The sequence below is a fragment of the Rhizobium sp. LjRoot30 genome, assembly GCF_964253915.1.
In the GTDB taxonomy this organism is placed as follows: domain Bacteria; phylum Pseudomonadota; class Alphaproteobacteria; order Rhizobiales; family Rhizobiaceae; genus Metarhizobium.
The window spans coordinates 55635-82356 of record NZ_CAXUSG020000007.1 but is presented as its reverse complement, the minus strand read 5'-3'; the positions used below and the strand labels follow the sequence as shown (position 1 = coordinate 82356).

The 26722-nt window shown below is 62.1% G+C and carries 28 protein-coding genes; 15 read left to right on the top strand and 13 right to left on the bottom strand.

What is annotated here, in order from left to right; all coding sequences use genetic code 11:
• Nucleotides 1–11: 11 nt before the first annotated feature.
• On the bottom strand, nucleotides 12–710 hold the full coding sequence (locus ACSQ3I_RS15550; RefSeq protein ID WP_436000374.1) for a fumarylacetoacetate hydrolase family protein: 699 nt from the start codon (nucleotides 708–710) through the stop codon (nucleotides 12–14).
• 121 nt (nucleotides 711–831) lie between these two features.
• On the opposite strand from ACSQ3I_RS15550, the gene dusA reads away from it, so the two are divergent.
• Nucleotides 832–1845, top strand: a complete 1014-nt coding sequence (gene dusA, locus ACSQ3I_RS15545; RefSeq protein ID WP_436000372.1) for a tRNA dihydrouridine(20/20a) synthase DusA — start codon at nucleotides 832–834, stop codon at nucleotides 1843–1845.
• Between the two features lie 153 nt (nucleotides 1846–1998).
• Here the strand turns inward: dusA and ACSQ3I_RS15540 are convergent, their stop codons facing one another.
• Complete coding sequence (locus ACSQ3I_RS15540; protein ID WP_436000370.1) at nucleotides 1999–2211, bottom strand: cold-shock protein; 213 nt, start codon at nucleotides 2209–2211, stop codon at nucleotides 1999–2001.
• 567 nt (nucleotides 2212–2778) lie between these two features.
• On the opposite strand from ACSQ3I_RS15540, the gene ACSQ3I_RS15535 reads away from it, so the two are divergent.
• A complete protein-coding gene (locus ACSQ3I_RS15535; RefSeq protein WP_436000368.1) occupies nucleotides 2779–3372 on the top strand; it encodes a J domain-containing protein in 594 nt (197 codons plus the stop codon).
• Nucleotides 3373–3435: 63 nt separating this feature from the next.
• Here the strand turns inward: ACSQ3I_RS15535 and ACSQ3I_RS15530 are convergent, their stop codons facing one another.
• From ACSQ3I_RS15530 to ACSQ3I_RS15515, 4 genes are all read right to left on the bottom strand, one after another.
• Nucleotides 3436–3648 carry a hypothetical protein gene (locus ACSQ3I_RS15530; RefSeq protein WP_436000366.1) on the bottom strand — a complete coding sequence of 71 codons (213 nt, stop codon included), beginning with the start codon at nucleotides 3646–3648 and terminating at the stop codon, nucleotides 3436–3438.
• Between the two features lie 127 nt (nucleotides 3649–3775).
• Nucleotides 3776–4249, bottom strand: a complete 474-nt coding sequence (locus ACSQ3I_RS15525) for a DUF3828 domain-containing protein (RefSeq protein WP_436000364.1) — start codon at nucleotides 4247–4249, stop codon at nucleotides 3776–3778.
• A 132-nt stretch (nucleotides 4250–4381) separates the two neighbouring features.
• The gene (uvrB, locus tag ACSQ3I_RS15520) at nucleotides 4382–7372 is read right to left on the bottom strand and encodes an excinuclease ABC subunit UvrB (protein ID WP_436000362.1); all 2991 of its coding nucleotides are present in this window, start codon (nucleotides 7370–7372) and stop codon (nucleotides 4382–4384) included.
• Between the two features lie 79 nt (nucleotides 7373–7451).
• Complete coding sequence (locus ACSQ3I_RS15515; protein WP_436000360.1) at nucleotides 7452–9449, bottom strand: putative bifunctional diguanylate cyclase/phosphodiesterase; 1998 nt, start codon at nucleotides 9447–9449, stop codon at nucleotides 7452–7454.
• Nucleotides 9450–9782: 333 nt separating this feature from the next.
• Here ACSQ3I_RS15515 and ACSQ3I_RS15510 point away from each other — a divergent pair, with 333 nt between their 5' ends.
• Nucleotides 9783–10136 carry a DMT family protein gene (locus ACSQ3I_RS15510; RefSeq protein WP_436000359.1) on the top strand — a complete coding sequence of 118 codons (354 nt, stop codon included), beginning with the start codon at nucleotides 9783–9785 and terminating at the stop codon, nucleotides 10134–10136.
• Nucleotides 10137–10150: 14 nt separating this feature from the next.
• Here the strand turns inward: ACSQ3I_RS15510 and ACSQ3I_RS15505 are convergent, their stop codons facing one another.
• The 3 genes from ACSQ3I_RS15505 to ACSQ3I_RS15495 are packed head-to-tail and all read right to left on the bottom strand — an operon-like array spanning nucleotide 10151 to nucleotide 12467.
• Nucleotides 10151–11515 carry a DUF4214 domain-containing protein gene (locus tag ACSQ3I_RS15505; RefSeq protein ID WP_436000357.1) on the bottom strand — a complete coding sequence of 455 codons (1365 nt, stop codon included), beginning with the start codon at nucleotides 11513–11515 and terminating at the stop codon, nucleotides 10151–10153.
• Nucleotides 11516–11564: 49 nt separating this feature from the next.
• The gene (locus ACSQ3I_RS15500) at nucleotides 11565–11954 is read right to left on the bottom strand and encodes an acyl-CoA thioesterase (RefSeq protein WP_436000355.1); all 390 of its coding nucleotides are present in this window, start codon (nucleotides 11952–11954) and stop codon (nucleotides 11565–11567) included.
• A gap of 21 nt (nucleotides 11955–11975) precedes the next feature.
• The gene (locus ACSQ3I_RS15495) at nucleotides 11976–12467 is read right to left on the bottom strand and encodes a hypothetical protein (protein WP_436000353.1); all 492 of its coding nucleotides are present in this window, start codon (nucleotides 12465–12467) and stop codon (nucleotides 11976–11978) included.
• 347 nt (nucleotides 12468–12814) lie between these two features.
• Between ACSQ3I_RS15495 and ACSQ3I_RS15490 the strand changes: the two genes are divergently transcribed.
• From ACSQ3I_RS15490 to ACSQ3I_RS15475, 4 genes are all read left to right on the top strand, one after another.
• Nucleotides 12815–14119 (top strand): extensin-like domain-containing protein, encoded by a 1305-nt coding sequence (locus ACSQ3I_RS15490; RefSeq protein WP_436000351.1) that lies wholly within the window; start codon nucleotides 12815–12817, stop codon nucleotides 14117–14119.
• A 488-nt stretch (nucleotides 14120–14607) separates the two neighbouring features.
• Complete coding sequence (locus ACSQ3I_RS15485; RefSeq protein ID WP_436000349.1) at nucleotides 14608–15540, top strand: ABC transporter ATP-binding protein; 933 nt, start codon at nucleotides 14608–14610, stop codon at nucleotides 15538–15540.
• Nucleotides 15537–16298: an ABC transporter permease gene (locus ACSQ3I_RS15480; RefSeq protein WP_436000347.1), complete on the top strand. Its 762-nt coding sequence runs from the start codon at nucleotides 15537–15539 to the stop codon at nucleotides 16296–16298. The genes ACSQ3I_RS15485 and ACSQ3I_RS15480 overlap by 4 nt, the downstream gene beginning before the upstream one ends.
• A 93-nt stretch (nucleotides 16299–16391) precedes the next feature.
• Entirely contained in the window at nucleotides 16392–16973 is a 582-nt protein-coding gene (locus ACSQ3I_RS15475) for a DUF2239 family protein (protein WP_436000345.1), read from the top strand.
• 10 nt (nucleotides 16974–16983) lie between these two features.
• Here the strand turns inward: ACSQ3I_RS15475 and ACSQ3I_RS15470 are convergent, their stop codons facing one another.
• From ACSQ3I_RS15470 to ACSQ3I_RS15460, 3 genes are read right to left on the bottom strand one after another with little or no spacing between them, the layout of a single operon-like run.
• Entirely contained in the window at nucleotides 16984–17685 is a 702-nt protein-coding gene (locus ACSQ3I_RS15470) for a TIGR02281 family clan AA aspartic protease (RefSeq protein ID WP_436000343.1), read from the bottom strand.
• Nucleotides 17685–17903: a DUF1289 domain-containing protein gene (locus ACSQ3I_RS15465; RefSeq protein WP_436000341.1), complete on the bottom strand. Its 219-nt coding sequence runs from the start codon at nucleotides 17901–17903 to the stop codon at nucleotides 17685–17687. Before ACSQ3I_RS15465 ends, ACSQ3I_RS15470 begins: the two co-directional genes overlap by 1 nt.
• A 53-nt stretch (nucleotides 17904–17956) precedes the next feature.
• Nucleotides 17957–18739 (bottom strand): adenosylcobinamide-GDP ribazoletransferase, encoded by a 783-nt coding sequence (locus ACSQ3I_RS15460; RefSeq protein ID WP_436000340.1) that lies wholly within the window; start codon nucleotides 18737–18739, stop codon nucleotides 17957–17959.
• Nucleotides 18740–18920: 181 nt separating this feature from the next.
• Here ACSQ3I_RS15460 and cobT point away from each other — a divergent pair, with 181 nt between their 5' ends.
• From cobT to ACSQ3I_RS15435, 5 genes are all read left to right on the top strand, one after another.
• Nucleotides 18921–19937 (top strand): nicotinate-nucleotide--dimethylbenzimidazole phosphoribosyltransferase, encoded by a 1017-nt coding sequence (gene cobT / locus ACSQ3I_RS15455; RefSeq protein WP_436000338.1) that lies wholly within the window; start codon nucleotides 18921–18923, stop codon nucleotides 19935–19937.
• A gap of 83 nt (nucleotides 19938–20020) precedes the next feature.
• Complete coding sequence (locus ACSQ3I_RS15450) at nucleotides 20021–20401, top strand: diacylglycerol kinase (RefSeq protein ID WP_436000336.1); 381 nt, start codon at nucleotides 20021–20023, stop codon at nucleotides 20399–20401.
• A gap of 163 nt (nucleotides 20402–20564) precedes the next feature.
• Complete coding sequence (locus tag ACSQ3I_RS15445; protein WP_436000703.1) at nucleotides 20565–21326, top strand: alpha/beta hydrolase family protein; 762 nt, start codon at nucleotides 20565–20567, stop codon at nucleotides 21324–21326.
• 137 nt (nucleotides 21327–21463) lie between these two features.
• A complete protein-coding gene (locus ACSQ3I_RS15440) occupies nucleotides 21464–22204 on the top strand; it encodes a YopT-type cysteine protease domain-containing protein (RefSeq protein WP_436000335.1) in 741 nt (246 codons plus the stop codon).
• Between the two features lie 273 nt (nucleotides 22205–22477).
• Nucleotides 22478–23245, top strand: coding sequence for a YopT-type cysteine protease domain-containing protein (locus ACSQ3I_RS15435; protein ID WP_436000333.1), 768 nt, complete (start codon nucleotides 22478–22480; stop codon nucleotides 23243–23245).
• A gap of 60 nt (nucleotides 23246–23305) precedes the next feature.
• Here the strand turns inward: ACSQ3I_RS15435 and ACSQ3I_RS15430 are convergent, their stop codons facing one another.
• Entirely contained in the window at nucleotides 23306–24841 is a 1536-nt protein-coding gene (locus ACSQ3I_RS15430) for a sensor histidine kinase (protein WP_436000331.1), read from the bottom strand.
• Nucleotides 24842–24965: 124 nt separating this feature from the next.
• On the opposite strand from ACSQ3I_RS15430, the gene ACSQ3I_RS15425 reads away from it, so the two are divergent.
• From ACSQ3I_RS15425 to ACSQ3I_RS15415, 3 genes are all read left to right on the top strand, one after another.
• Nucleotides 24966–25532, top strand: coding sequence for a thermonuclease family protein (locus tag ACSQ3I_RS15425; protein ID WP_436000329.1), 567 nt, complete (start codon nucleotides 24966–24968; stop codon nucleotides 25530–25532).
• On the top strand, nucleotides 25529–26155 hold the full coding sequence (locus ACSQ3I_RS15420) for a uracil-DNA glycosylase family protein (RefSeq protein WP_436000328.1): 627 nt from the start codon (nucleotides 25529–25531) through the stop codon (nucleotides 26153–26155). The genes ACSQ3I_RS15425 and ACSQ3I_RS15420 overlap by 4 nt, the downstream gene beginning before the upstream one ends.
• 71 nt (nucleotides 26156–26226) lie before the next feature.
• Entirely contained in the window at nucleotides 26227–26715 is a 489-nt protein-coding gene (locus ACSQ3I_RS15415; protein ID WP_436000326.1) for an Lrp/AsnC family transcriptional regulator, read from the top strand.
• The last annotated feature ends 7 nt before the right edge of the window (nucleotides 26716–26722 follow it).

The following is a 26722-nucleotide window of genomic DNA, read 5'->3' as shown; positions in this document are numbered from 1 at the left end:
AAGATTCTCCTTCAGATGACCGACAGCGACAGGCGGCTAATGCCATCGATGCCGCATTCAACCGTGTCGCCCCGCCGGACAGGACCGACGCCCGACGGCGTGCCGGTCATGATGACGTCGCCGGCAGCGAGGGTGACGAGTTTCGACAGTTCGGCGATGATTTCCGGCACCTTCCAGATCATCTGGTTCAGGTCGCCGGTCTGGGTGCGGCTGCCGTTGACGTCGAGCCAGATGACGCCCTGGGACGGATGGCCGATGCGGGTTGCCGGCACCAGCGGCGAGGTGGGGGCTGAGTGTTCGAAGGCTTTGGCGGCGGTCCACGGCCGGCCGTCCTTCTTGGCCAGCGCCTGCAGGTCGCGGCGGGTGAAATCGATGCCGACGGCATAACCGTAGACGCAGTCGAGTGCGTCCGCCGCAGCGATGTCGTTGCCGCCTGCCTGCAGCGCCACGACACATTCCACCTCATGGTGCACGTCCTGTGTCAGCGGCGGATAAGGAAAGGCGCCGTCGACCAGAAGAAGATTTTCCGGGTTCTTCTGAAAGAAGAACGGCGGTTCGCGATCCGGATCACCGCCCATCTCGATCGCATGCGCCGCGTAATTGCGGCCGACGCAATAGACGCGGCGAACGGGGAAGGCGGCGGCGGAGCCGTCGACGGGAAGAAGGACGGGGGAAGGTGCTGCAAAAACGGTGGAATGTTCGGCGGACATGGAGGCTCACAAACGAAGGGTCGAATCCTGTCGTCCAGCCTAACACCTTTTCCGTCGCCGGTGGAAACTGGCCTTGCCACGGATTTTGGTGTATGGGGCGGCCAAGAAAAGGTTTTTGCTCATGTATGCCGATGCCCTCACGAACGGCCGGAAGATCTTCGCGGTTGCGCCGATGATCGACTGGACCGATCGCCATTGCCGTTATTTTCACCGGGTGCTGACGCGCCATGCGCTGCTCTATACCGAGATGGTCGTGGCGGATGCGATCATTCATGGGCCGCGGGATCGCCTGCTGGGGCATGACGTGTCCGAGCATCCGGCCGCGCTGCAGCTTGGCGGCTCGGACCCGGGCAAGCTTGTCGAGGCGGTGCGGATTGCGGCGGATTATCGCTACGACGAAATCAATCTCAATGTCGGCTGTCCCTCCGACCGTGTGCAATCCGGCACCTTTGGCGCCTGCCTGATGCGCGAGCCGCAGGCGGTGGAGGCCTGTGTGGCGGCCATGAAGCGGATGACGACCCTGCCGGTGACGGTGAAGTGCCGCATCGGCGTCGACAACCAGGAGCCGGAAGCGGTATTGCCGGATTTCTTGCAGCGGATGATCGGCGCAGGCGCTGACGCGATCTGGATCCATGCGCGAAAAGCCTGGCTGCAGGGGTTATCGCCGAAGGAAAACCGGGAAATTCCGCCGCTCGATTATTCTCTGGTCTACCGGATGAAGCGGGAGAACCCGGACGTCTTCCTCGGCATAAACGGTGGCATTTCCGATCTCGATACGGCGGCGCTGCATCTGGACCATATGGACGGCGTGATGCTGGGCCGGGCGGCCTACCAGCATGCGGCTTTGCTTGCGGATGTCGATCACCGCGTCTACGGGGCACCGGCCCGGCCTGCGGACTGGGACGGCGTGCGCGATACGATGATGGCCTATGCCGCGAAACACATGGCCGAAGGCGGCAAGCTGCACCATGTGACGCGCCATATGGTCGGCCTGTTCCAGGGCCTTGCCGGCGCGCGGCGTTTTCGCCAGATCCTGTCGACCGATGCCAACCGCCCGGGCGCCGGCCCGGAGGTGATCGCTGCCGCTTTTGCCGCGGTGGATTTCGAGGGCGGACGGGACGTGCTGAGCGCCTGAGGCCTGCAGGCCAGAAAACCGGCTTCGGATTCTTCCATTGCCATGCCGGTGGGCCGGATACACGCTGAGCGTGCGGCCAAAACAAAAACGGCGCCCCGAAGGGCGCCGTCCGGACCCGGTATGAACCGGATCAAATCTTGTATCCAAATAGGATTATTCAGCCGAGATGTTGACGGCCTTCGGGCCCTTGCCCATGCGATCCGGCTCGGTGTCGAACGTGACCTGCTGGCCATCACGCAGCGTCTGGATGCCAGATGCCTGCAGGGCGGAGATGTGGACGAATACGTCCTTCGCGCCGCCTTCCGGGGTGATGAAGCCGAAGCCCTTGTCCTGGTTGAAGAATTTTACGGTGCCTTTGGTGGCCATGATGAAGGTTCCTTCCCTCTTTAGTTAAGTTGCCCGGGTGTTCTTTGCCCAGGCGGTGTTACCTGCCGCGCTGCCGCGAAAGGTCAGTCGAGTCGTCACGATCGGGGAAAGAACGTCTACGCGCCCGCCATTCCGGGCAGCCGGCGGACACTTGGGACCAGCCGACATCTACAAATCTGTCCAGTCTCCGGGATGTTAGTGCCCGAACGGCACCATGACTGCCAGCAAATGTTGTAAAAAGCAAGGTACAAAGCGCGCCGGAAGACATTTTACGGTTTCCCTGACGGCCGTCGCTTGTCGTTACGGCAGACGAGGGTGCGGTGAACCACAGATTTTTTCACCGGATTGTCATCTACCCTGCGAATTCCAGCACTTAGCCGCCGAAACCCCTGTGGAAATCGCCGGCGCGGAAAACGGGTGCTGCCCCGGAAAAGCCCGGCCCACCACAATTTCGTCGCGACTGCTGCCAATGATGGCGGGAGATGCTTCCTGCTTCGGGACTTGATGCCGGCGGGGCGGGGGAGTAGGTCTGAAGGTGCGGGCAGGTGATGGAAAAGGACGGCTGGCGTGATCGATCCCTATGAAGTGCTCGGAGTTGGACGGGATGCCGACGATCAGGCGATCAAGCTTGCCTGGCGCAAGACGGCAAAACACGCCCATCCCGATTCCGGCGGCGACGTCGAGCATTTCAGCCGGCTGCAGCTTGCCTATGACTTGCTGCGCGACCCGGTGCGTCGCAGAGTTTACGACGATACGGGCTACGATCCGCAACTGGCCGATTCCAAAGATCTCGAAGGCGCGTTGATGCTGGAGATGCTGGTCAACGACTTCATCCTCGACGAGCGCGAACCCGGCAGCTACGACCCCGTCGCCGCCATGCGCCGCAAACTCTCGGACGACATCGTCAAGAGCCGCTTCCATATCCTGGAGCTGGAACGCCATCGCTCGCGGGTGCGAAAACATGTCGACCGGCTCGGCCGGCGTCCGGGCAACGATGTGCTGGGTTCGATGCTGCGCGCCCGCAGCCAGTCGATCGCCGATGCCATCCGCAAGGCGGAGGCGCAGATCGAGACGATCGAGCATGCCTATGCGATGCTCGAAGGTTATTCTTATGAGCTGGAAGGCGGCGAATTGCCGTTGATGTCGAAGGCGGCGGAATAGTTTCCGGCCGCCTTGGCAGGGAGCATCGCGGTGCCAGCGCCGGTCATCTGCCGGCGGCGTTCTTCACGCCGCGTGGCGGATCGGCGGCGTGCTCAGGCGATGATGGACATGGTCGATATCGCCGCGGACATAGAGCGCAACCGGCTTGCCGCCGGCGCCGGTTACCGCGAGCGCGATGATCGTAACGTTCTCTTCGAATACGGCAATGTAAGCCACATGCGCAGGATTGACGTAGACGGACTGATTGTGCGTGTTTTTGAAATCGATCAGCGCCATGTGACTCTCCTTTTCCTAGCTGGCAGCCTTGGCAATATCACAGAGGAGGTTGAGAGAGATTTAAAGTACGACATATGAGAAGTCGCAGATAAAGGTTACGTCTGGCGCGATATTCGCCAGCGCCTGCCTATTGGCCGTTTCCGAAAATCGCTCCCAGGCTCCACGGGTATTCGCCATCCTGTTTGGCTATGTCGTCGACCTTCCACCCGTCGCCCTGTTTCACCAGCGTGTAGTGAAGTTTAATCGGTTCGAAGTTGGTGAATTCGACCTCGACTTCGGCGGAATTGTCGAGGATCAGCGGCTGACCGATGCGGAGACCGCTCGGCTGGCCGTCCTGGCCGGCGATGACCGGGTCGAAATCGAGGGCGCCGATTTCGCCTTCCGGGGTCTTGTCGCGATCGGCCTTAATCAGCGCATTGAGGTGGTCGGAGAAGAAGGCGGAGTAGAGGGACGGCGCATCCGGATCGCCATCCTCGCTGTGCAGGCTGAAGGCGTAGAGGGCTTTCAGCAGCGTCTGCGGTGTCTTGTAGGTTTCGGCGGCTGCCGGCAGGGCGTAAACTGCTGCCAGAAACAGACCGAGGGCGAGGGCGGCTAGGCGCATGCGAACAATCTCCCGACAGGATTTCTGGGCCGCAGCGGCAGGTGGTCACAAACAGGCCGCATCGCTGCGGTCAAGGAGACGGCAGCGGCGGGCATCATGGGCTGTGCTGCCGCGTGGATCAAGTGCCGGCCATCACCGTCCCGGCCGGCCGGTCTTGCCCTTTGTCCGTCCCTTGCGCTTCTGCTCGGCCGGATCTTCGTAGGAACCGGCGCCGACCTTGCCGCGCACCACGGGCCTGACATCATCGGCGCCCCCCTGGGTCGCGGCCGGGTCGGCCGGCTGCGACAGGCCTTCCGTCAGCGGCGAGAACCGCTTTTTCGATCCCACCGCTTCGGCCGGTTTTTCCGGCAGCTGGCCGACGACCGGTTTTTCGGTGCGGCCGACAGTCATTTCGTCCAGCGTGTTGCGGCGGAAGAGCGATTTGCCGGTGGGGGCGGCAACATCGCGGCCCATTTCGTCCAGTTCAGGCTTGCGGAAGAGCGGTGTCGCTGTATCCGTTCCCGGTCCCATGTCGTCGAGCGACGGCTTCTGGAAAAGAGATTTGGGCGCCGCATCCTTCGATCCGCGGGTAGATGCGGCCGGCTTGCCGCCACCGCGTTCCTGCGAACGCGCCTCGTCGCGGGCGAGTGGATCGTCCATGACCGCGAGTTCGGCGGCCTTGAGGCGTTTGATTTCGTCGCGCAGGCGGGCGGCCTTTTCGAAGTCGAGATCGGTGGCTGCGTCGCGCATGGCTTTTTCCAGCGCGTTGAGATGGGCCTGCAGGTTGTTGCCGACGAGGTTGCCGCCATCGGCAAAACCTTTGCCGGAAACGCCGGAAATGTCCGCACGGACATGGTCGCGCTCATAGACCGAGTCGAGGATGTCGGAAATCCGCGCCTTCACCGATTCCGGCGTGATGCCGTGTTCGGTGTTGTAGGCCACCTGCTTTTCGCGGCGACGGGTGGTTTCCTCCATGGCTCGTTTCATCGAACCGGTGATGTTGTCGGCATAGAGGATGACCTTGCCGTCGACATTGCGTGCGGCGCGCCCGATGGTCTGGATGAGGGACGTTTCCGAGCGCAAAAAACCTTCCTTGTCGGCGTCGAGGATGGCGACGAAGCCGCATTCGGGAATGTCGAGGCCTTCACGCAGCAGGTTGATGCCGACCAGCACGTCGAAAGCACCCAGGCGCAGGTCGCGGATGATCTCGATGCGCTCCAGCGTGTCGATATCGGAGTGCATGTAGCGGACACGCACGCCCTGTTCGTGCAGGTATTCCGTCAGGTCCTCGGCCATGCGTTTGGTGAGCACGGTAACCAGGGTTCGGTAACCCTTCTGGCTTGTCTCCCGGATCTCGCCGAGCACGTCGTCGACCTGGCTGCGGGCAGAACGGACCTCCACCGGCGGATCGATGAGGCCGGTCGGACGGATCACCTGTTCGGCGAAGACGCCGCCGGCCTGCTCCATTTCCCAGTTGCCCGGGGTGGCGGAGACGGCGATGGTGTCGGGACGCATCGCGTCCCATTCCTCGAAGCGTAGCGGCCGGTTGTCCATGCACGACGGCAGGCGGAAGCCGTACTCGGCCAGCGTCGCCTTTCGCCGAAAGTCGCCCCGGTACATGCCGCCGATCTGCGGCACGGTGACGTGGCTTTCGTCGATGAAGACGAGGGCGTTGTCGGGGATGTATTCGAACAGCGTCGGCGGCGGATCGCCGGGATCGCGGCCGGTAAGATAACGCGAATAGTTCTCGATGCCGGCGCAGGAGCCGGTGGCCTCGAGCATTTCCAGGTCGTAGCGGGTGCGCTGTTCGAGGCGCTGCGCTTCCAGGAGGCGGCCGGCCTGCTCCAGTTCGGTCAGCCGGTGCTTCAGCTCTTCCTTGATCGCCTTGATGGCGCCGTTGAGGGTGGGGCGCGGCGTAACGTAGTGCGAATTGGCGTAGATTTTGACCGATTTCAGGTCGCCGGTCTTCTGGCCGGTGAGCGGGTCGAACTCGGTGATCGCATCGATCTCGTCGCCGAACATGGAAATACGCCAGGCGGCGTCTTCAAGGTGGGCCGGGAAGATTTCGATGGTGTCGCCGCGGACGCGGAACGAACCGCGGGAAAAATCCATGTCGCGGCGCTTGTATTGCTGGGCGACAAGGTCGGCGAGCAGCTGGCGCTGGTCGAGCCGGTCGCCGACCGACATCTGGAAGGTCATCGCCGTATAGGTCTCGACCGAGCCGATACCGTAGATGCAGGAGACCGAAGCGACGATGATGCAGTCGTCGCGTTCGAGCAGCGAGCGCGTCGCCGAGTGGCGCATGCGGTCGATCTGCTCGTTGATGGAGCTTTCCTTCTCGATATAGGTGTCGGAGCGCGGCACGTAGGCTTCCGGCTGGTAATAATCGTAGTAGGAGACGAAATATTCCACCGCGTTATCGGGGAAGAAGTTCTTGAACTCGGAATAGAGTTGGGCGGCGAGCGTCTTGTTCGGCGCGAGGATGACGGCGGGACGCTGGGTTTCCTCGATCACCTTGGCCATGGTGAACGTCTTGCCCGAGCCGGTGACGCCGAGCAGCACCTGGCTGCGGTCGCCATTGCCGAGGCCTTCGACCAGGTCACGGATCGCCGTCGGCTGGTCGCCGGCCGGCTGGTATTCGGAATTCATGCGAATCTCGATGCCGCCTTCCGACTTGCTTGGCCGGGCCGGGCGGTGCGGCGTCCAGATCTTGCCGTTCTTGTGCAGCGGGTTGCCGCTTTCGATCAGCTTCGACAGCGCCTCCACCGTCGCCGTGACGGCGCCGGGTGCGAGTGCGCCGGCATCCTCCAGCGAGATGTCGAGGCCGGCAACCGGATTGAGGCCGGCGCGGGCGCGTGTCTCCGGGTCCGAAGACGCACCGATCGAAACACCACGCGACGTCTTGGTGGCGGTGGCATTCTTGTCGGTGCCCTTGGATGCGGCGATTTCCACCTTCTTGCGATGCTTGCCGGCCTTTGAGGCGATCTCGCGCTGCGTTTCGACTCCGGAAGCCTCCGCCTCGGCCTCGAGCTGCTTCACCCAGTCGGCGACGGAGCCGGACAGGGGGGCGCCTTCGAAAGACGCTTGCGGAGCTTCCTCGAAACCGGGGTTCGAGGCAGACGGTTTTTTCGGTGACTTGGCCATGGGCGGAATATGGAGAGAGTCCGCCAGAAAGAAAAGAGGTAAAGAGTACAAAAAGGCAACATCCGCACGCGGCGGAGGTTCAGGCGACGGCGCGGGCGGTGATCGTCCTGCTGTGTTCCTCGATCCATCCATCGAGCTTGTCAACAGACATCGGGCGGGCATAGAGATAACCCTGGCCGATGCGGCAGCCGAGTACGCGCAGCACCTCGACATCCTCCTCGTGCTCGACGCCTTCGACGACAATGTCGATCTGCAGCGTATGGCCGATGCCGATCAGGGCGGCGATGAGCGCCTGGTTGTGGCGGCTCTTGGAAACGCCTTCGACGAAGGAGCGGTCGATCTTAAGCCGGTCGATCTTCAGGCTGATGAGATAGGCGAGCGAGGAGTGGCCCATGCCGAAATCATCGACGGCAAGTTTGTAGCCGGCTTCTTCGAGGCGCTTCAGTTCGTTGCCGACGATGCTGGTGTCGATGATCGCCTCTTCGGTGATCTCGATCTCGAGGAGGGCGGGGTTGATGCCGTGCTGTTTCGTCACAAGGCCCAGCACATCCGCCAATGAATAGAAAGAGAACTCACGCGGCGAGACGTTGATGGCGACGGTGGCTTCCGGCAGGCCGAGTTCCGGCAGGCGATTGAGCAGCCGGCAGGCAGCGGCGGCGATATGTGCCGTCAGCTTGTCGGTGATATGCATGACCTGTGCCGCCTGGACGATCTCGGGTGGCGAAATGTAGCCGAGACGCGGATGCGTCCACCGCACCAGCGCCTCGAAACCAACGATTTCACGGCTGTTCAGGAGAACCTGCGGCTGGAACCATGCCTCGACGGAGCCTGCGCGGATCGCCTCTTCGAGATCGAGTTCGATCTGGCGCTGGCGGTCGGCCTGCGACTTGAGCCGCGGATTGAATTCCTGCAGTCGCCGCCGGCCGCGCTCCTTGGCCTCGTAGAGCGCCATGTCGGCGCAGGCGAGCAGTTCCTCGGCCGTCTCGGCATGCTGCGGAAAGGCCGCAAGGCCGATCGACGTGCCGATGACGAAGGCGCCGCCGCCGACCGTGAGCGGTGCCTTGGTCTTCTTCAGGATGTCCCGGGCAGCGAGCCTTGCTGTTCGTGCCGCATCCGCACCGGTGACGATGATGGCGAATTCGTCGCCGCCAAGCCGGGCGATCTCGCCTTTCGAGGCGATTACGGCACGCAGGCGCGCACTCGTCTGCACCAGAACCGAATCGCCGGCGCTGTGGCCCAGCGTGTCGTTGATCGACTTGAAGCGGTCGAGATCGATGATCAGCAGCGCGACTTCGTGACCGAAGGTCGCGGCGGAAGCGATATGTTCCTTGAGCTTGCTGTTGAACAAGGCGCGGTTAGAAAGGCCGGTCAGCGGGTCGCAATTTGCGAGCACTTCCAGACGGGCGTTTTTCTGCAGGATGTCGACATTGGCTTCACGCAGCGAGCTTGCCAGTCGGGTTGCCCGCAACTTGCTCAACTCGTTGTTGGCGAAAGTGGATTCTCCGGCGACGCTGCTTTTATACAAGACGACCAGCAGGCCGACGACATTGAGGGCCAGGATCGTCGATGCGCTCGTTCCTTCCGCGGCGAGATTGAAGACGATGGACACCATCGGCGGCATGGCGAAGGTCAGGGCCACAGGACTGTAGGCGATATGCCTGATAACGCCACCGGCGGCGATGCCGACCATGACCAGCAGGATGAAGGCATCCTTGCCGCCGCCGTCGAAGTCTGTGATGAAAAAGGGGAGGGCCGCCCATGCCATTCCGCTGGCGAATGATCCGTAGCTCAATACGCGCAGGGCGGCATCGGCGCGTCCCGCTGCGACGAGGCGTGCATCCATGCCGCGCTGGAAAGAGAAACGCAGTGCCAGGATCGTTTGGGCGATCGCCAGCCAGACGAAGATCGATGCGGATGGGCCGTTGACCACCATGGCGATCAGGACAGCGGAGGCGGAGATACACAGGTTGAAATAGATCGAGGATTTGACCGCAGCAATGACTGCCGTCGCCTGGGCGGCCTTGATCTCCGGTAGAAACTCCCTGACGGAGATCTCGGTCTGATAATTTTCAGCCATACGACCCAATGACGGACAGGCGCCCGTCCCACAAACAACTGATGATCAAAATCACGACAGAGCATATCCGTGATCTGATAATTTTCGTTTAATGCGGATGCTCGATGCCGAGCGCAGGTTGCTTACGGAACGTTTACCAAGAGTTGGCGCTCTGAAATCTCCAAGGGAATTCATAAGGATGTTTGAGCCGCCTTCGCACGCCGCCCAGGCGGGAATTTTGGCTCGTACCCGTTTTGCGCGCATTCCCGAATTTATGCCGTGACCGCCTCTTGAATTCTCCGGCGAACCGGCCAGATGCTGACCGCTCAACCGCATTTTCCAAGGTGATTCCCCATGCCCGCATTCCTCACCCCTTCGGCCGTCTGGCCGATCGTCATGCTGCTCGCATCCAACGTGTTCATGACCTTTGCCTGGTACGGCCACCTCAAGCACAAGGGCAGCGCCATCTGGATCGCCATTCTGGCAAGTTGGGGGATTGCCTTCTTTGAATATTGCCTTGCCGTCCCGGCCAACCGCATCGGCTCCGCCGTCTATACGACGGCGCAGCTGAAGACGATCCAGGAGGTGATTACCCTCCTGGTCTTCGCCGGCTTTTCGGTGTTCTGGCTCAAGGAAGGGCTGACCTGGAACCATGCGATCGGCTTCGCGCTCATCGCGCTCGGCGCGAGCTTCGTGTTCCGGGCGTAGGAACAGCCTGCCGGTCAGGCGATGGCGTCAGGTGTAACCCAGTAGCCGTCGCTGATATTGGCGGCGCTGTTGCCGACGAATTCGGCAAGCTGGGTGAATTGCACCAGCACATCCGCCCGGTCGCCGCGATGGTTTGCCAGATAGTCGTACCAATAGGCCGTGCCGGCGCTTTCTCCGGCGCGATGCAGCACGTTGAGATACAGCTGGTCGACATATTGCTGGTCGCTGAGGCCGGTGCCGTAGAGGCTGACGAATTCGGCGCTGCCGATGAATTGCGCCGCCGCATCCTTCAGCGAGCGGCCGGTGTCCAGCCATTGGTCGATCCAGAAGCGCAGGCCGCCTTCGTCCGGTGTCCGGTCGAAGGCGCCGCCGTAGAGGCGGTAGGCTGCGGCACCGTTGGCGCTGGCAATGTCGAAGATGAGGTCGCCGTCGTCGAAGCGGATGCGCTCGATGGAAAACAGGCTGTCGGTCGCCCCGCCCTTGGCGACGCTGATCGAGCCGTCGCCGTTCCAGTCGTTGCCGTAGGCCGATCGTGAGCCGGCATAGATCACCGTATCCGAACCTGCGCCGCCATTGAAGACGTCGGCGGATGTGCCGGCAGCGCGGATGATGTCGTTGCCGCCACCCGCCGCGATATTGTCGGTACCGGCGGTGGCCTTCAGGATGTCGGAGCGCACCGTGCCGATGCCGAAATCCGCCAGGAAGGCGAGGTCGAGGTCGCTCATGGTGTAGCGCGTCGCATAGTAGTAGACGACGCCGTTCATCAGGTCGGGAACGAGATCCTGTCCGTCGCCGCTGTTGTTGCCGACATGGAAGACGTTGCCGGCGGTGAGCGGCACGGCGCCGCCATAGACCTGCATGGCCGTCTCGCCGACGAAATAGGGGCGGCCGTTGTTGACGCTGATCAGATAGTCGTAGGGTGCGGAATAGCCGGTGGTGTTCTGGTAGGTGGACCAGTCCGTCCAGCCGACGAAGCCGAGGCCGTGCATCATCTCATGCACCAGCACGGAAAAACCGTCGGTCTTGCCGGCCGGCAGGTCGTTGCTCGTGCCCGGCGTGGTATCGAGGAACAGCCCTTCGAGATAGGCCTGGTTGATGGTCATCTGCGTGTCGTAGCCGCTGACCTCCGTTCCCGTCCGGGCCTGGTGGATGCCGACGCCTTCCCAGAGATCCGGGCGGGCCGGATCGTTGCCGGATGTCGTCGCTGCGTTGCCGGCAAAACGCGGATAGGAATTGTCGACGTTCATCGAGATGTCGAAGTTGATCGGGCGCGCCAGAAAACCGTTGATGTAATCCGCTGCCTGGCGTGTCAGCGTTTCAAGCTGCGCCTTCAATGCCGGGCTGACGGTTCCCTGATTGAGCCATGTGATTGTGGTCATCGCCTCGTCCTCTCGTGTCGGCCTTTTGTCGGCCCGCGCCGTTTTACGTTCACTCTTCCGCAGGCACCGGCTTCGGTTTTCCGTCGCCGTCGAGCGCCACCATCACGAAGGTGGCGCCTGTCACCTTCTCCATGTGCGGCGTCAGATATCGTTGCGCCCAGCTTTCGACCGAAAGCGTGATCGAGGTGCGGCCGACGGCGACGATATCGGTATAGACGCACAGGGTATCGCCGATCTTCACCGGCAGCTGGAAGGCCATTTCCTTGACGGCGGCGGTGACGACGCGTCCATGGGCGCGTTCGGCAGCGCGGATGCCGGAGGCAAGGTCCATCTGCGCCATGACCCAGCCACCGAAGATATCGCCGGCCGCGTTGGCGTCACCTGGCATGGCCAGGGTGCGGAGCGTCAGTTCGCCGGCCGGGCGTTCATTCTCTGTCATGCAAATTTCCCGTTTTGCTGTTTATCGGCAGTTCGCCTTGAGCTTGGAGAGGGCGGCTGACGATTTCTTGAGGGTGAAGGTTTCCTGCTTCATGCCGGTGTGGATCGGCGCAACCGTCAGGCTGCTGCCGTTGGCGAGCATGGTTTCCAGCGGACTGCCTGCCTGCACCGAAGTGGTGAGAGCGCCATCCATAGCCTCCAGGCGCAGATGGGCCACGACCGTGCTGGTGCCGTCCGTGAAGTTTGCGTCGGTCTCGAAGCCGTCTTCGAGAAAAGGACCCTTGCCGCCGGGCAGGTAGCGCAGCATCAGGGCGCCTTCGCCGCCGCACTGCATGCGAATCTGACCGGGCGGCTCCAGCTGCGAATTGCAGACGCTGGCCGTCATCGTCGGGCCACCTTCATCCTCTTCCAGGGCGGCGGTCCAGGCATCACACTTTTCAGTGGCTGCCTGTGCGGTCGATGTGAGCGCAAGGCAGGCGAGGACGATCAGGGGCAGGCCGGTTCTGTGGCGCATGTACATGGCTCCATGGCAGACAACGCGAGAGGGAGAAGATGACAGCGCCGCCCCCTGCATGGCAAGCGCGAAGGCGCTGACACCCGACAATGGTCACAAGGATCTGGGTTCGCGGGGATTTGCGCCCACAAGGATCTCGACCTGCAGGCATCATCGCGCTTGCCCATCTGCCGAAACCCTCCGTTTACCATCTTTTGCTAAAATTCGCTTCCGTTGCCTGTTCTTGAGCCATTCGACCCAGATGCGTTCCCTTTGGACACAGAAATGTCGTTTCCCGGCTTCTGAATTGGCACAGTTGGTCCGTTCCGGCACTTCGGAGCGGCAAACGTTGCGGAAGTGACTGTTGTATGGCGTTTGGTTCCTTTCTGCGGCGTTCCGTGGCGCCGGTTTTCCTGTCGACGGCCTTGGCGGCCTGTTCCGCCGGCGATGGCCTTGCGCCATCCGCTCGTTTCGACGACGGCGACCTCGTCGGGGCGATCCAGCCGCTGGAGCCGGTCGGTGACCGGCGAATCGAACGGCAGACGGCCTATTCGACACCCAATCCCGTCAGCGATGCCGGCGTGGCGATCGACAGCCAGCAATCCTTGTCCGATACCGTCGATACGGCCGTCGTCGAGCCGGTGACCACGACGATGGAACAGCCGGTGGGGCGCAAGCGCCTGCCGATGATCGACAGCGACGAGGCGATGACGTCCGGCAACCAGCTCGACACCGCCATGGGCGTCCAGCCGCTAACGGTGCCGGAAGGCGGCGTCAACATGGACGCCGAGCTTGGCGTGGCATCCTCTGGCAATGGGCAGCCGGTGGTAGGATTGGCACAGGAACAGGCGGTGGAAATCGCTGAGGGCAATGCCAGCCAGCCGGTGGTCGACGGCATCGGCACCGACGACCCGACACAGCTTTCATCGCAAGAGATGGCCGATACCGGGCTGCCGGAAAGCGAAGTGCAGCAGGAAATCGGTGGCCAGTCGGGCTGGGAAAACGCTTCCGACACCGAACAGCCGCGCCGGCGCCTGCCGAGGATCGACGAAGAGCAGGAAGTCGCCTTCCTTCCGCGCGCCGAAAACCCGACGATCGAGCAACAATCAACCGGTGAAATGCCGGTCTCCGAACGCAGTTGCCGGGCGGAACTCAAGCGCATGGGGGTCGTCTTCACCGACCTTGCGCCGATTTCCAAGGGTGCGACCTGCGGCATTCCTTATCCCGTCGAACTCAAGGGGCTTTCCGGCGGCATCGGCGTCAAGCCGGCGGTGAAGCTGAACTGCCAGGTGACGCTTGCCTTCGCCAAGTGGGTGAAGAACGAACTGGCGCCGGCGGCGCGGGGCCGCTATTGGTCGGGCATCAAGACGGTCGTGCCGATGGGTGGTTATTCCTGCCGACGGATGAATTCCAGCTCCCGCAATCCCTGGTCGGAACATGCCCGCGGCAATGCCATCGACGTCGGCAAGTTCGTGCTAAAGAACGGCAAGCAGATCGACGTGCGCAAGAAGGGTTTCTTCGCCTTCCGTGAAAAGGGGCTCCTGAAGGCGGTGCGCGGCGACAGCTGCAAATATTTCAACACCGTGCTCGGCCCCGGCAGCGACCGGCATCACAAGGATCACTTCCACTTCGACCTGCGCAGCCGCAAATCCGGCTACCGGCATTGCGATTGAAAAACGGGAAGCTGGCAAAAAAGAAGCCGGCACAGGGCCGGCTGAAAGAGAGCCAATGCGAGGGGTTAAGGCAACGGCTCCGTTTGGCGATGCTGAAAATCCATTGCTGAAAGGCGTGCTGGCGAAAACGTTGGGGCAAGCGGAAAAACCGGCGGTACAATGAACTGGTGATCACGAACCCACCTGGGACAGGGACGAGGCGGCGGGGCGGGTCTCGTTGCTTGCCATGCGGCCCTTATGCTGCAAGAACGTCACCGTTTGATGACGGAATGCGGGGCGCCCTCTGCGGCACGGCGCTTCGTGATTTTCGCCGTGGCGACGTGCTGATCCCGATCACGCTGATCTTTATCTCGTTGCAGTTCTTATACGGCGTTTTCGGTTGATTATCCCGTTTATCGGAACAGTGCGTTCTTTTCGGGAGGGGCTTTCCGCAACGGGGGGAGCGGCTATATAGCTGTGGTCCTCAAAAATCCCGCAGAAGTTTCCCCATGGCCCCCATCGTTTCCATCCGAAACCTGACCAAGACCTATTCCAATGGCTTCCAGGCATTGAAGGGCGTCAGCCTCGACATCGAGGAAGGCGAGATCCTGGCGCTGCTCGGTCCGAACGGCGCCGGCAAGACGACGATGATCTCGATCATCTGCGGCATCGTCAATCCGAGTGGCGGCGAGGTGACAGTCGGCGGCTACGACGTCATCAAGGACTTCCGCGAGACGCGCACGCTGATCGGGCTGGTTCCGCAGGAGCTGACGACCGACCAGTTCGAGACCGTATTCAACACGGTCAGTTTTTCCCGCGGCTTGCATGGCAAGAAAGCGAATCCGGCTTACGTCGAGAAGATTCTGCGTGACCTGTCGCTCTGGGAAAAGCGCGACAGCATGTTGCGTGAACTTTCCGGTGGCATGAAACGACGCGTGCTGATCGCCAAGGCCCTGTCGCACGAGCCACGCGTTCTGTTTCTCGACGAACCGACAGCGGGCGTCGACGTGACGTTGCGCAAGGACATGTGGCATGTGGTGGAAAAGCTGCGGGAAAGCGGCGTCACTATCATCCTCACCACTCACTACATCGAAGAGGCGGAAGAAATCGCCGACCGCGTCGGCGTGATCAACGGCGGGCGCCTGCTGCTCGTCGAGGAGAAAGCGACGCTGATGAAGAAGCTCGGCAGCAAGCAGCTGATCCTCGACCTTGCCGAACCGCTGGCAGCGCTGCCGGAAGGGCTCGCCCTGCGTGGCCTGTCGCTCGGTGCCGGAGGCAATACATTGATCTACGATTTCGATGCCGAACATGAGCATGAGCAGGCAACGATCGCGACGCTCTTGCAGCAGCTTGCGGCGGAAAACATCCATTTCAAGGATCTCTCGACGCGGCAGAGTTCGCTGGAAGATATCTTCGTCCAGCTCGTGGGAGAGGACAAATGAATTTCGAGGCGATCAAGGCCATCTACCTGTTCGAAATGGCACGGACGCGACGGACGCTGTTGCAGAGCGTCGTTTCTCCCGTCATCTCCACCTCGCTCTACTTCATCGTTTTTGGCGCAGCGATCGGCTCGCGTATCCAGGAAGTGGAAGGCGTGTCCTACGGCGCCTTCATCACGCCGGGCCTGATCATGCTGACATTGCTCGGACAGTGCATCGGCAACGGGTCCTTCGGCATCTATTTCCCGAAATTCGTCGGCACCATTTACGAAATCCTGTCAGCGCCGGTGGCGATGAGCGAGATCATCATCGGTTTCGTCGGCGCGGCGGCGACGAAAGGCATGATCATCGGCGCCATCATCCTGGCCACCGCCACCTTCTTCGTCGATATCCGCATCGAGCATCCGCTGATGATGGTGCTGTTTTTCGTGCTGACGGCGGTGAGTTTCAGCCTGTTCGGCTTCATGATCGGCATCTGGGCCAAGAATTTCGAGCAGTTGAACCTCGTGCCGATGCTGGTGGTGCCGCCGCTGACCTTCCTCGGCGGCAGCTTTTATTCGATCAACATGCTGTCGCCCTTCTGGCAGGCGGTCAGCCATCTCAATCCGGTGCTGTACCTCGTCAGCGGCTTCCGCTGGAGCTTTTACGGCATCGCCGATGTCAACCCACTGATCAGCCTCGCCATGGTGACGCTGTTCCTGGTGATCTGCCTCGTCATCCTGCACTGGATCTTCAAGACCGGATACCGGCTGAAAAGCTGATCGCCGGCGCCCGAATAATTTTATCCGGGTGTTATTGACAAGATTATTTTACCCGGATAAATCTCCTGCATCTTATTGTGCAGGAGATTTTCCATGACTGTTTCAGACAATGTAACCGCTTTTGCCGGCGACGCCCTGCTGGCGTCAGGCGCGATTTTCGACGTGGCATTGGCCGTCAAGGCAGCGCTTGCGGCCGATTCCTCCCGATCGATCCTTGCTTTTGACGACCGGACGGGTCGGCAGGTGGATTTCGACCTGCGCGGCACGGACGCCGAGATTGCAGCGCGGCTGCAGCCTCCCGTCGAGCCGGCGGAGGCGGCCAAGCGCGGGGCAGGGCGGCCGAAACTGGGTGTCGTCGCCCGCGAGGTGACGCTTCTGCCGCGGCATTGGGAATGGCTTTCCGGCCAGCCCGGCGGCGCCTCGGTGGCGCTGCGCAAGCTGGTGGACGCAGCCCGCAACGACGGAACTGCCGGTGCACCCGGCGCCCGCGACGCCCAGCAGGCGGCGGATCGCTTCATGCTGGCGATGCTCGGCAACCAGCCCGGCTACGAAGAAGCGACCCGAGCGCTGTATGCCCGGGACGGGGAAGGGTTTGAAAGGCTAAGCGAGGTTTGGCCGCAAGACCTGAGGAACCATGCGCGACGGCTTGCGGCGCCGGCGTTCGCGAGGTCATAACGCGTGTGGCTCAGTTCCGCAGGCGCAACTCATCCGTCTGCATCTGCAGCGAACTCAGGGTCGACAGGAAACTCATGCCGAGCAGGCTCTGGTCGAGCTTGCCCTGCTCCGCCACGGTGGCGGGCAGGTTGCGGCGGACGATGGGGCCGATGGCGATTTCCGAAAGCGTGACGGGGGCGGCCTGGGCGATGCCGTTCGCCGTCATCACCGTGACGGAATAGGTAAGGTTTTCCGGATTGATGCCGATGCGTTCGGCATCTTCGTGGGACAGGGCGATCATGCTGGCGCCGGTATCGACCAGCATGCCGATCGACTGGCCGTTGACGGTGGCATCGGCCTGGAAATGGCCGTTCATCGCCTTGTAGAGCACCACTTCCTGCGCGCCGTCCTGGCTGCTGACGACCATGGCACGGCCGGGCAGCAGGCCGGAAAGCAGCCGGTCGCCGACAGCCTGCATGTCGTTGCGATAGAGGTAGGCGGTGACGAGGGCGAGCAGGATCAAAAGCCAGATCATCATCTGCCGCATGCTCTCGCCAAGCGAGCGGCGGCTGGCGAGAATGCCGACGCTGAGCATCGCTGCAAACGGCAGGAGTGTCACGAAGCGGCCGAACTCGTCCTTCTGGAGGCCGAGGATGCGGCTGTTGCTGTCGGTGAAGACAAGAACCACGAGGCCGAGAGCGAGGATGGCGAGAACGATCGTCAGGCGATTCATCAAAGGCCACGCTCCCGCGCCATCCGGGTGCGGCGGGTTTCTCGGCGTGGCTTGCGCTCCACGGTCGCAAGCCGCTCCGGAAGGATTGCCATGATCTGCCGGCGCTCTTCGCTGGTATAGAGCGTCCACGCGCCGATTTCTTCGCGCGTGCGGCCGCAGCCGAAACAATATCCGGTGGTCATGTCGATGGAACAGACGAGGATGCAGGGCGATTCCATGAGGCTCTGATCTTGTTGAAGTCCGGGGTGCCGTCTTCGCCTATATCGGATGTTCAGCCGGCCAAGGCAAGGGCGCACAAAACACCGATTTCGGCGATCTGCTGCGTTGCGCCGATGGTATCGCCGGTGTGGCCGCCGATCCGCGAACATGCATGGCGGGTGAAAACAAGCGTGAGCAGGACGGCCACAAGCAGGCCGAACAGAATTGCGCCCGTGGAATGCAGGGTAAGGGTAAGCAGTACGAAGGAGGCGATGCCGGTGATGAGGGCCGTCGTTCGTGCGCCGTCATCCGGCACGCCGGCGGAGGCCGCGACACCGGCGGTGCGTGCCGAAGGCAGGCGATGCCAATGCCAGACCATCGCGGCGCGGCTGAGCCCGGCCGTCGCGATCCACACAAGCGCTACCGTCAGCGGCTCTTCCAGCCGTGCAAGCGCCGCAACCGCCGCCGCGCGCAAGCCAAAAGACAGGACGAGGGCGATGACGCCATAGGCGCCGATGCGGCTGTCCTTCATGATGTCGAGCGCATGGTCGCGGTTGCGTCCGCCACCGAGACCGTCGGCGCTGTCGGCCAGGCCGTCCTCGTGCAGCGCGCCGGTGACAAGCGTCTGCAGCGTAAGGCCGAGGAAGGCGGCGAGCAGCGGATCGGCACCGAAGGACAAGGTGACGAAGAGCAACAGGGCCGCGGGTACCGCGATGACCAGCCCGGCAGCCGGAAAAGCGCCGGCCAGGCGCCGCATGCTGCCATCCCGGCCCTCGAAAAACCGCGCCGAAACCGGGATTCGGCTGAGGAAAGCCACCGCGCGAACGATATCGCCGCCGAATTCCCGGATGTCCATTCCTGCTTCCTCTCTCCGCGCAGCTTCCTTCACGCAACTTCCTTTGCGCGACAGGGACCGGCGCTTTTTGCAGTTGTTCGCCGCCCCGTCCGTCTTTAATAGACGTGACGAAATCGACGCCAGCGAAATCGCAACGGCCGGCGCATCACAATCGCATGACGAACACGAGGACACCGCACCCATGAGCGTAACCGGCCTGCCATTCGACGACTTTCGCGCCCTGCTCAAGGATCTGCCGGGACCGGACGCCCATGCGCTCGTCGCTGCCCGCGAACGCGACGCGCAGCTGACCAAGCCGCCGGGCGCGCTCGGCCGCCTGGAGGAAATCGCCATGTGGCTGGCCGCCTGGAGCGGCCGCGCGCCAGCGGTGAACCGGCCGCTGGTGGCGATCTTTGCCGGCAATCACGGCGTCACCCGCCACAACATCACGCCCTTTCCGCCCGCGGTCACCCAGCAGATGGTCGAGAATTTTGCCGCAGGCGGCGCGGCGATCAACCAGATCTGCGTGACGCATGACCTTGGCCTGAAGATCTTCGACCTGGCGCTCGACTACCCCACCGGCGACATCACCTGCGAAGCCGCCCTGTCTGAGCGCGATTGCGCCGCGACGATGGCCTTCGGCATGGAAGCGGTCGCCGGCGGCACCGATCTCCTTTGCATCGGCGAAATGGGCATCGGCAACACCACCATCGCCGCCGCCATCAACTATGCGCTTTACGGCGGCACGGCGGAGGAATGGGTCGGGCCGGGCACCGGCTCGCATGGCGAGCTTTTGCAGCGCAAGATTGCGGCGGTGGAGACGGCGGTCGCCTTCCATAAGGAACACCTCTCCGATCCGCTGGAAGTGCTGCGCCGGCTCGGCGGCCGCGAGATTGCGGCAATGGCCGGCGCCATCCTCGCCGCCCGCATGCAGAAGATCCCGGTGCTGCTCGACGGCTACGTCACCACGGCGGCGGCGGCGATCCTCAAGGCTGCCAATCCGGCGGCGCTCGACCATTGCCTGATCGGCCACGTCTCGGCCGAACCGGGACACCTGAAGTCGATCGAAAAGCTCGGCAAGACGCCGCTGCTGGCGCTCGGCATGCGCCTCGGCGAAGGCACGGGCGCAGCATTGGCCGCCGGTATCGTCAAGTCTGCCGCCGCCTGCCACGCCGGCATGGCGACCTTTGCCGCGGCCGGCGTTTCCAACAAACACTGAGACTGGTGGCCGCCCGCATCTTGCAGATCGGGCGGCGAACCTATATGCGCTGGGCCTGATATCCGGCAGGACAGGGGACAGGCATGGACAGGGTTGTTGAAAAGAAGCGGGGCATCCGTCATTTCTTTGCGGCAGCCAGCTATTCCTGGGGCGGCTTTACCCGTTTGCTGAGGGAATCGGCTTTTCGCCAGGAAATCCTGTTTTTCTTGGTCGCCGTGCTTCTGTTTGCCGTCATCGGGGCGAGCCTTGCGGAGTTTCTGACGCTTGTCATCCTCTGCCTTCTGCTGTTCGGCTTCGAAGCCCTGAACACGGCGATCGAAGAACTCGTCGATCGCATTTCCCCCGAAATCTCGGCCGTCGGCAAGAATGCCAAGGATCTCGGCTCGTTTGCCGTTCTCTGCCTGCTCGTTTCGACCAGCCTCTTTGTCATGTTCGTCATCGCCCGCCATCTCGTCGGTTTCTGACGGCCTGCCCATCCCAAAAATGGTTCAGCGGAAAGCCCGCCGCCTTGTGTAGAACAGGGCGGGTCCGGCGTGCGCCGAAAAGGGGAAACAATGGCGGGAACAGGTAAGATCTTCTGTCGTCTGACGGCCTTGGCGCTGATGGAGTGGGGACTGGAAAACCCGGATCATCGAGGCGGATGCACCGGATCAGTCCGGGCGAAAACTGCCGATCCGTCTTCTCCTGCCCGACGACGACGGCCCCTTTCCTCTGGCGGTGATCAACCACGGTTCGCCGGCCAATGCCGCAGACCGGCAGACGATGAAGCTGCCTGAGTACCGCAGGCTTTCCGACTGGCTGCTGGAACGCGGTTATGCGGTCGCCTTGCCGTTGCGGCGGGGTTATGGCGAGGCCGGTGGCAAGTGGAACGAAGGTTACGGCTCCTGCGACGATCCGGATTTCTACAAGGCAGGCAGGGAGACGGCGAAGGACATCCAGGCGGCGATTTCGGCGCTCTCGGCCGACAGGAAGCTCGACATGGAATCGGTGGTGGTGTTCGGCCAGTCGGCCGGCGCATGGGGAACGGTGGCGCTTTCGAGCGATCCGGCGTCGACCGCTTATGCCTATGTCGCCTTCGCCCCCGGCCGTGGCGGGCATCAGGGCGGCGAGGCCAAGTCCAATTGCCGACCGGACACCTTGGTGGAGGCCGCCGGCCGTTATGGCAAGACGGCGAAAGGGCCGATGCTGTGGCTCTACAGCGAAAACGATACCTACTTCGCGCCGCCGCTGGCGGAGCGCATGCGGGACGCGTTTCGGACCGCCGGCGGCAAGCTGGAGATGAAACTCCTGCCGCCTTCCGGCAAGGATGGCCATTACCTTTCGACCAACAAGGACGGCGAGGCGCTTTGGGGACCGGTGGTCGAGGCGTTCCTTGATGAACACATGTAAGCTGGCGAATTGCTTACTATTTTTGGTGGCCTGGCCTGCCAAGCGCGGATGATCCTTGCGGCGCAGCCGGTCTGTCTGTTGAGTATGTTTGAAGGCAGCCGGCGGGCCGGCTGCGACAACGCCGGGAGGCTACCGTCATGGGCCTGCAGCAGTTCATCGTGCAGCAATTCATCAAGCATCTCGGGAAGACTGCCAAACAATACGGCGGTTTCCAGACGGCGACCTATTCGCAGTCGCTTGAACCGGTCTATTCCATGATCAGTGATGCTGCGATGGCGGAAGGCATCTGCGAAGCGAGTTCTGCGCGATGGGTGGCGGAACATGCCAAGGGTTCGTCCTTCTTCCAATGGATTCACGACAAGAACGGCAAGATCAAGAGAACAGCCATCGTCGATCTGGCCGCCCAGCAGCGGGCCGGCGAGGCCAAGAAAAGCCAGGACCGGGCGTCGGAGGAATTCCTCTTCGGCGAGGGGCTGATCCGCCGCACCAACCCGATGATGACACGATCCGGGCGCGAAATGGTGCCGACACGATCCTTTGCCGAAGGTGTGGGCAATGTCGGAATCAATCTACCCAAGGCGATGACGGCCTCCAGGTTGATCACCGGCTACTATGTGATGATCGGCATCTACGGCAGCGGCGGTGCGCATTGCATGGCCGCCTATATCGGCCAGGATATCTGCTTCTTCGATCCGAATTTCGGCGAATACTGGTTTCCGGACCAGGCCAATTTCGTAAAATGGTTCCACGAAAGCTTCTGGTTGTCCTATCGTATCGGAAATCTGGATCACCATTTCCATCTCCGGGAGTACGCGCCGAAGATGAAGTTCGTCACTCAATACGGCAGGATCAACAGGGTTGCCATGGGCGGACATTGATCCGCAGCCGTGAAGAATCAAGCTCAGGGCGTGTTTCGTACTCTACGCCACGGCTGCAGAATTGCACTTTATAGGCGTATTTTCATCGTCGATTGCGCGCAGAAGCGGGTGATGGATCGGCCAAGATTGGTCACGTCCGGTGTTGCCGGGTGAGCAATGTTGACGTCGGCGCCCACGCCCGCCAAGCCTTTGACCCGTTGGTGCATGGTTTGTCGAAACCGTCACCCGAAGAGGTTTTGGAGGGCATTGCCCATTTCCCTAAGGAGGGTCGCCGTGGGGCTCGCACAATTCGTTGTTAAACAATACATCAAGATTCTCGCGTCCAGCGCGAAGAAGCACAATGGTTTTCAAACATCGGCCTATTCGCAATGCCTGGAGCCGGTGAACAGCATCATCAGCAAGCACGAGACCACGCGCGAAGGCATCTGCGAGGCGACATCGGCGAAATGGATTGCCATGCACGCCAACGATTCCTCGCTGTTCAACTGGATCTATGACGATAACGGCAAGATCAACAAGGCGGCCGTCGTCAACCTCGCCTTCAACCAGATCCACGGCGAGACGCTTCGCGATCCTTCGGGAAAGACCGATCAGGACCGTGCTTCGGAGATCTACCTGTTTTCTCAAGGGCTGATGCGCCGGACGAAGACCGTTCAGGGCGTCGGCGGTTTGCGCCAGGAACGGACGATCATGGAAGGCAACAAGTCGTCCGGCAATGTCGGTGTCCAGCTTTCGAACGGGCTGGTGTCGTCGAAGATCACCGCAGGCTTCTACGTCATGATCGGCGTATACGGCCCTGGTGGCGGTCACTGCATGGCGGCCTTCGTCGGGCAGGATGTCTGCCTGTTCGATCCCAACTTCGGCGAATACTGGTTTCCGACGCGCAGCGATTTCGTCAAATGGTTCCAGTCGGCGTTCTGGCTGCCTTACAAGATCGGCAGGCTCGATGCACGTTTCACCCTGCGGGAATACGGGGTGCGCATGAAGTTCGTCACCAAGCAGGGTGAAATGAACGGCAAGCGCATCGGTGGCAAATACTGATCGTCTTTGCGGCGAGGCAGCCTTGCCTTGCCGCGTCCCGCCTTGCGTCTGAAACTGCCCTCAGGCGAAACTCTTCTTGCGGCGTGCCACTGCCTGCGCCTCTTCCACCGCGGGCAGGCTCTGCAGCACGCGCTTGGCGGGCAGGATGGCGATGACTTCCGTGCCCTCGCGCAGCTTGGACTTCAGCGTGAACTGACCGTCGTGCTTGGCGAGGATCGCCTGGACGATCGGCAGGCCGAGGCCGGTTCCCTGCTCGGCGCTCTTGATGGCGATCGAGCCCTGGCCAAAGGCGGAGAGGACCACGGGGATTTCGTCTTCCGGAATGCCGGGACCATTGTCCTTGATCGACAGATATTGCCCGCCGCCGGCGGTCCAGCCGACCTTGACCATGATCTCGCCACCCTGGGGCGTGAACTTCACCGCATTGGAGAGCAGGTTCAACACCACCTGCCGCATGGATTTTTCGTCGGCCCAGACGGAGGGCAGTTCCGGCTCGAACTGCGAGGATATGGTGATGTTCTTGCCGTGGGCGCGCAGCTGCACCATGCCGATGCAATCTTCCGAAATCTCCAGCAGCGAAATCGCCTCCTCGTTCAGATCATAGCGCCCCGCCTCGATGCGCGACAGGTCGAGGATTTCGTTGATCAGGTTCAGCAGATGCTGGCCGGAACGGTGGATATCGTTGGTGTATTCCTTGTAGATCGGATTGTTGAGCGGCCCCATGACTTCCGTCGCCATCACTTCGGAGAAGCCGAGGATGGCGTTGAGCGGCGTGCGCAGTTCGTGCGACATCGAGGCGAGGAAGCGCGACTTGGCGAGGTTGGCCTCCTCGGCGCGGCGCCGCGCTTCGTCGGACATGGATTTCGCCACCTCGAGTTCGGCGATCAGGTCGTCCTTTTCCGACTGGAAGGAGAGGAGTTTCTGGTTCGACTGGAACAGCCGGTCGGTGATGTAGATGAAGAAGACCAGCGCGGTGACGACCATGGCCGTGAGGCCGATGTCGAGCACGTCGCGCGTGAGCGCCGTCTTGATGCCCAGCGCGATTGCCGTCGGCGCGAAGGCGAAGAGCACGGAGCGGCGCAAGAGAAAGTTGGCGAGGGCCGTGGCCGACAGAGCCACCAACAGGGCCGCGCCCTTGAACAGCGTATAGGTATTGCCCTGGCAGACATCACAGCCCTGCAGGGCGAAATAGGCCCAGCCGCAACCGTTCAGAACCTGGCCTGCGAGCAGCCATTTGCGCCATTTGAGCGCGTTTTCCGCCGACATCTCCTGACCATTGGCGCGCCGGGCGATGAGGATGTTCACCGAATGGAAGGTGAGCGCGATCAAGGCCCAGCCGATGAGCGCCAGGTCGCGGCTGAAATAGGTGCCGGCGGCGGTGATCAGGATGACGAGCAGCGGCACGACCGTGGCGCCTTGCAGCACCGCGCCAAGATGCATCATCATCATTTCGCGGTCGAAGAGCAGCGCGCCGGACTGGCTGGATTGCAGGCGCTCACGGGTCGTCCGCACGGCCTTTGCCACAGCCTTGTTCTTATGGCTGCGGGAAAGATCCACGATGATCTTGTCGGTCGAGGAGCTGACGCCTTTACTCATGGGTCCAATGAACGCAATACCGGTCGATGATTGCAGCCTAGCGGCGAATCCTTAAGAGATTGCTGCCGGGAAAGAATTTGTTTTCCATCTTTACTCAGGGTTTGTTGGGAATAGGGACGAAAGTGTGAAACGCGGTTTTCGCCTGCTGCGCGACGGGGTGACGACCTTTGCGCTTCTCGCCTTCATCGGCCTGATCGCGCTCAAGCTGCAGGCGGCAAGAGAGGTAGAGATGAAGGGGCCTTTCGAGGTCGTCGATGGCGATACGCTGGCGACTGAAAGTGGCCGGCTGCGGCTTGTCGGCCTCGACGCGCCGGAACTTCGGCAATCCTGCGGTGAGGGTGAAAAGGTCTGGGCTTGCGGCGAGGCGGCCCGAACACGGCTGCAGGAGACGCTTGCCAACCGGCAGGTGCAATGCAGCGGCCGCGACCGCGACCGCTACGGACGTCTCCTGGTAACCTGCAGCGTCGATGGGGCAGATCCCGCTGCGGAACTGGTCCGGCATGGTCTCGCCGTATCTACCGGCCGGTATGATACCGAGGAACAGGCCGCGCGCCGCGATAAAACCGGCATCTGGTCCGGACCGTTCGACAGGCCGGCCGACTGGCGCCACCGCGACGGCATGATGTCGGAGGTACCGTCCTGGCTCGACGCCATAGCCTTCCGGCTCGGCCTGCGGGAGGCTACGCCGTGAGTGGAGAGACGCTTGAGGCTTTGTCGGCGGCGATTGCCGCCTGTCGTCTCTGTCGCGACGCGCCGGCGCGCGGCATGGTGGACCGGTTGCCGCACGAGCCTCGGCCTGTGGTGGTGCTGTCGGCGACGGCGCGGATTCTGATTGCCGGCCAGGCACCGGGCTTGCGGGTGCATGAGAGCGGGCTGCCGTTCAACGATGCTTCCGGCGACCGGCTGCGCGCCTGGCTCGATGTCGACCGCGAGACGTTTTACGATGCCGGCCGTTTCGCCATCGTGCCGATGGGCTTCTGTTTTCCCGGTTATGATGCCAAGGGCAGCGACCTGCCGCCGCGCCGCGAATGCGCGCCGTTCTGGCGGCAGAGGGCAATCGATGCCATGCCGCAGGTCGACATGGTGCTGGCGGTCGGCCAGTACGCGCAGGCGTGGCATCTCGGGCCGCGACGACAGGCCTCGATGACCGCCACGGTGATGGCATGGCGGCAGTATTGGCAGGCGGAAGAAGGGCCGAAAGTGCTGCCCTTGCCGCATCCGAGCTGGAGAAACACCGGATGGTTGCGGAAAAATCCGTGGTTCGAGGATGAATTGCTGTCTTTCCTCAGAAAGCAGGTTCGGGAACGTCTGTGAATGAAACAATATTCTTCCTTTGGGCGATTTTTGCGGTATAAAGAGAAAATAATTCGCTAGGGGCCGAAGTGATGGATAGACTGGACCGAAAGATTTTGCGTCTGCTGCAGGAGGATTCGACGCTTGCAGTGGCAGACCTCGCCAAGAAGGTCGGCCTGTCGACGACACCCTGCTGGCGCCGTATCCAGAAGATGGAAGAGGATGGCGTCATCCGCCGCCGTGTGGCGCTTCTCGATCCCGTCAAGGTCAACACCAAGGTGACGGTGTTCGTTTCGATCCGCACCAATGCCCATTCGATCGAATGGCTGAAGCGGTTCTCGGAAGTGGTGGTGGATTTCCCTGAGGTGGTGGAATTCTACCGCATGAGCGGCGATGTCGACTACCTGCTGCGCGTCGTGGTGCCCGATATCGGCGCCTATGACGCCTTCTACAAGCGGCTGATCGCCAAGATCGAGATCCGCGACGTCTCCTCTGCCTTCGCCATGGAGCAGATCAAATACACGACGCAGCTGCCGCTGGATTACATGGTTCTGGAAAACCAGAAGGCCGGCGAGGAGTAAGCCGGTT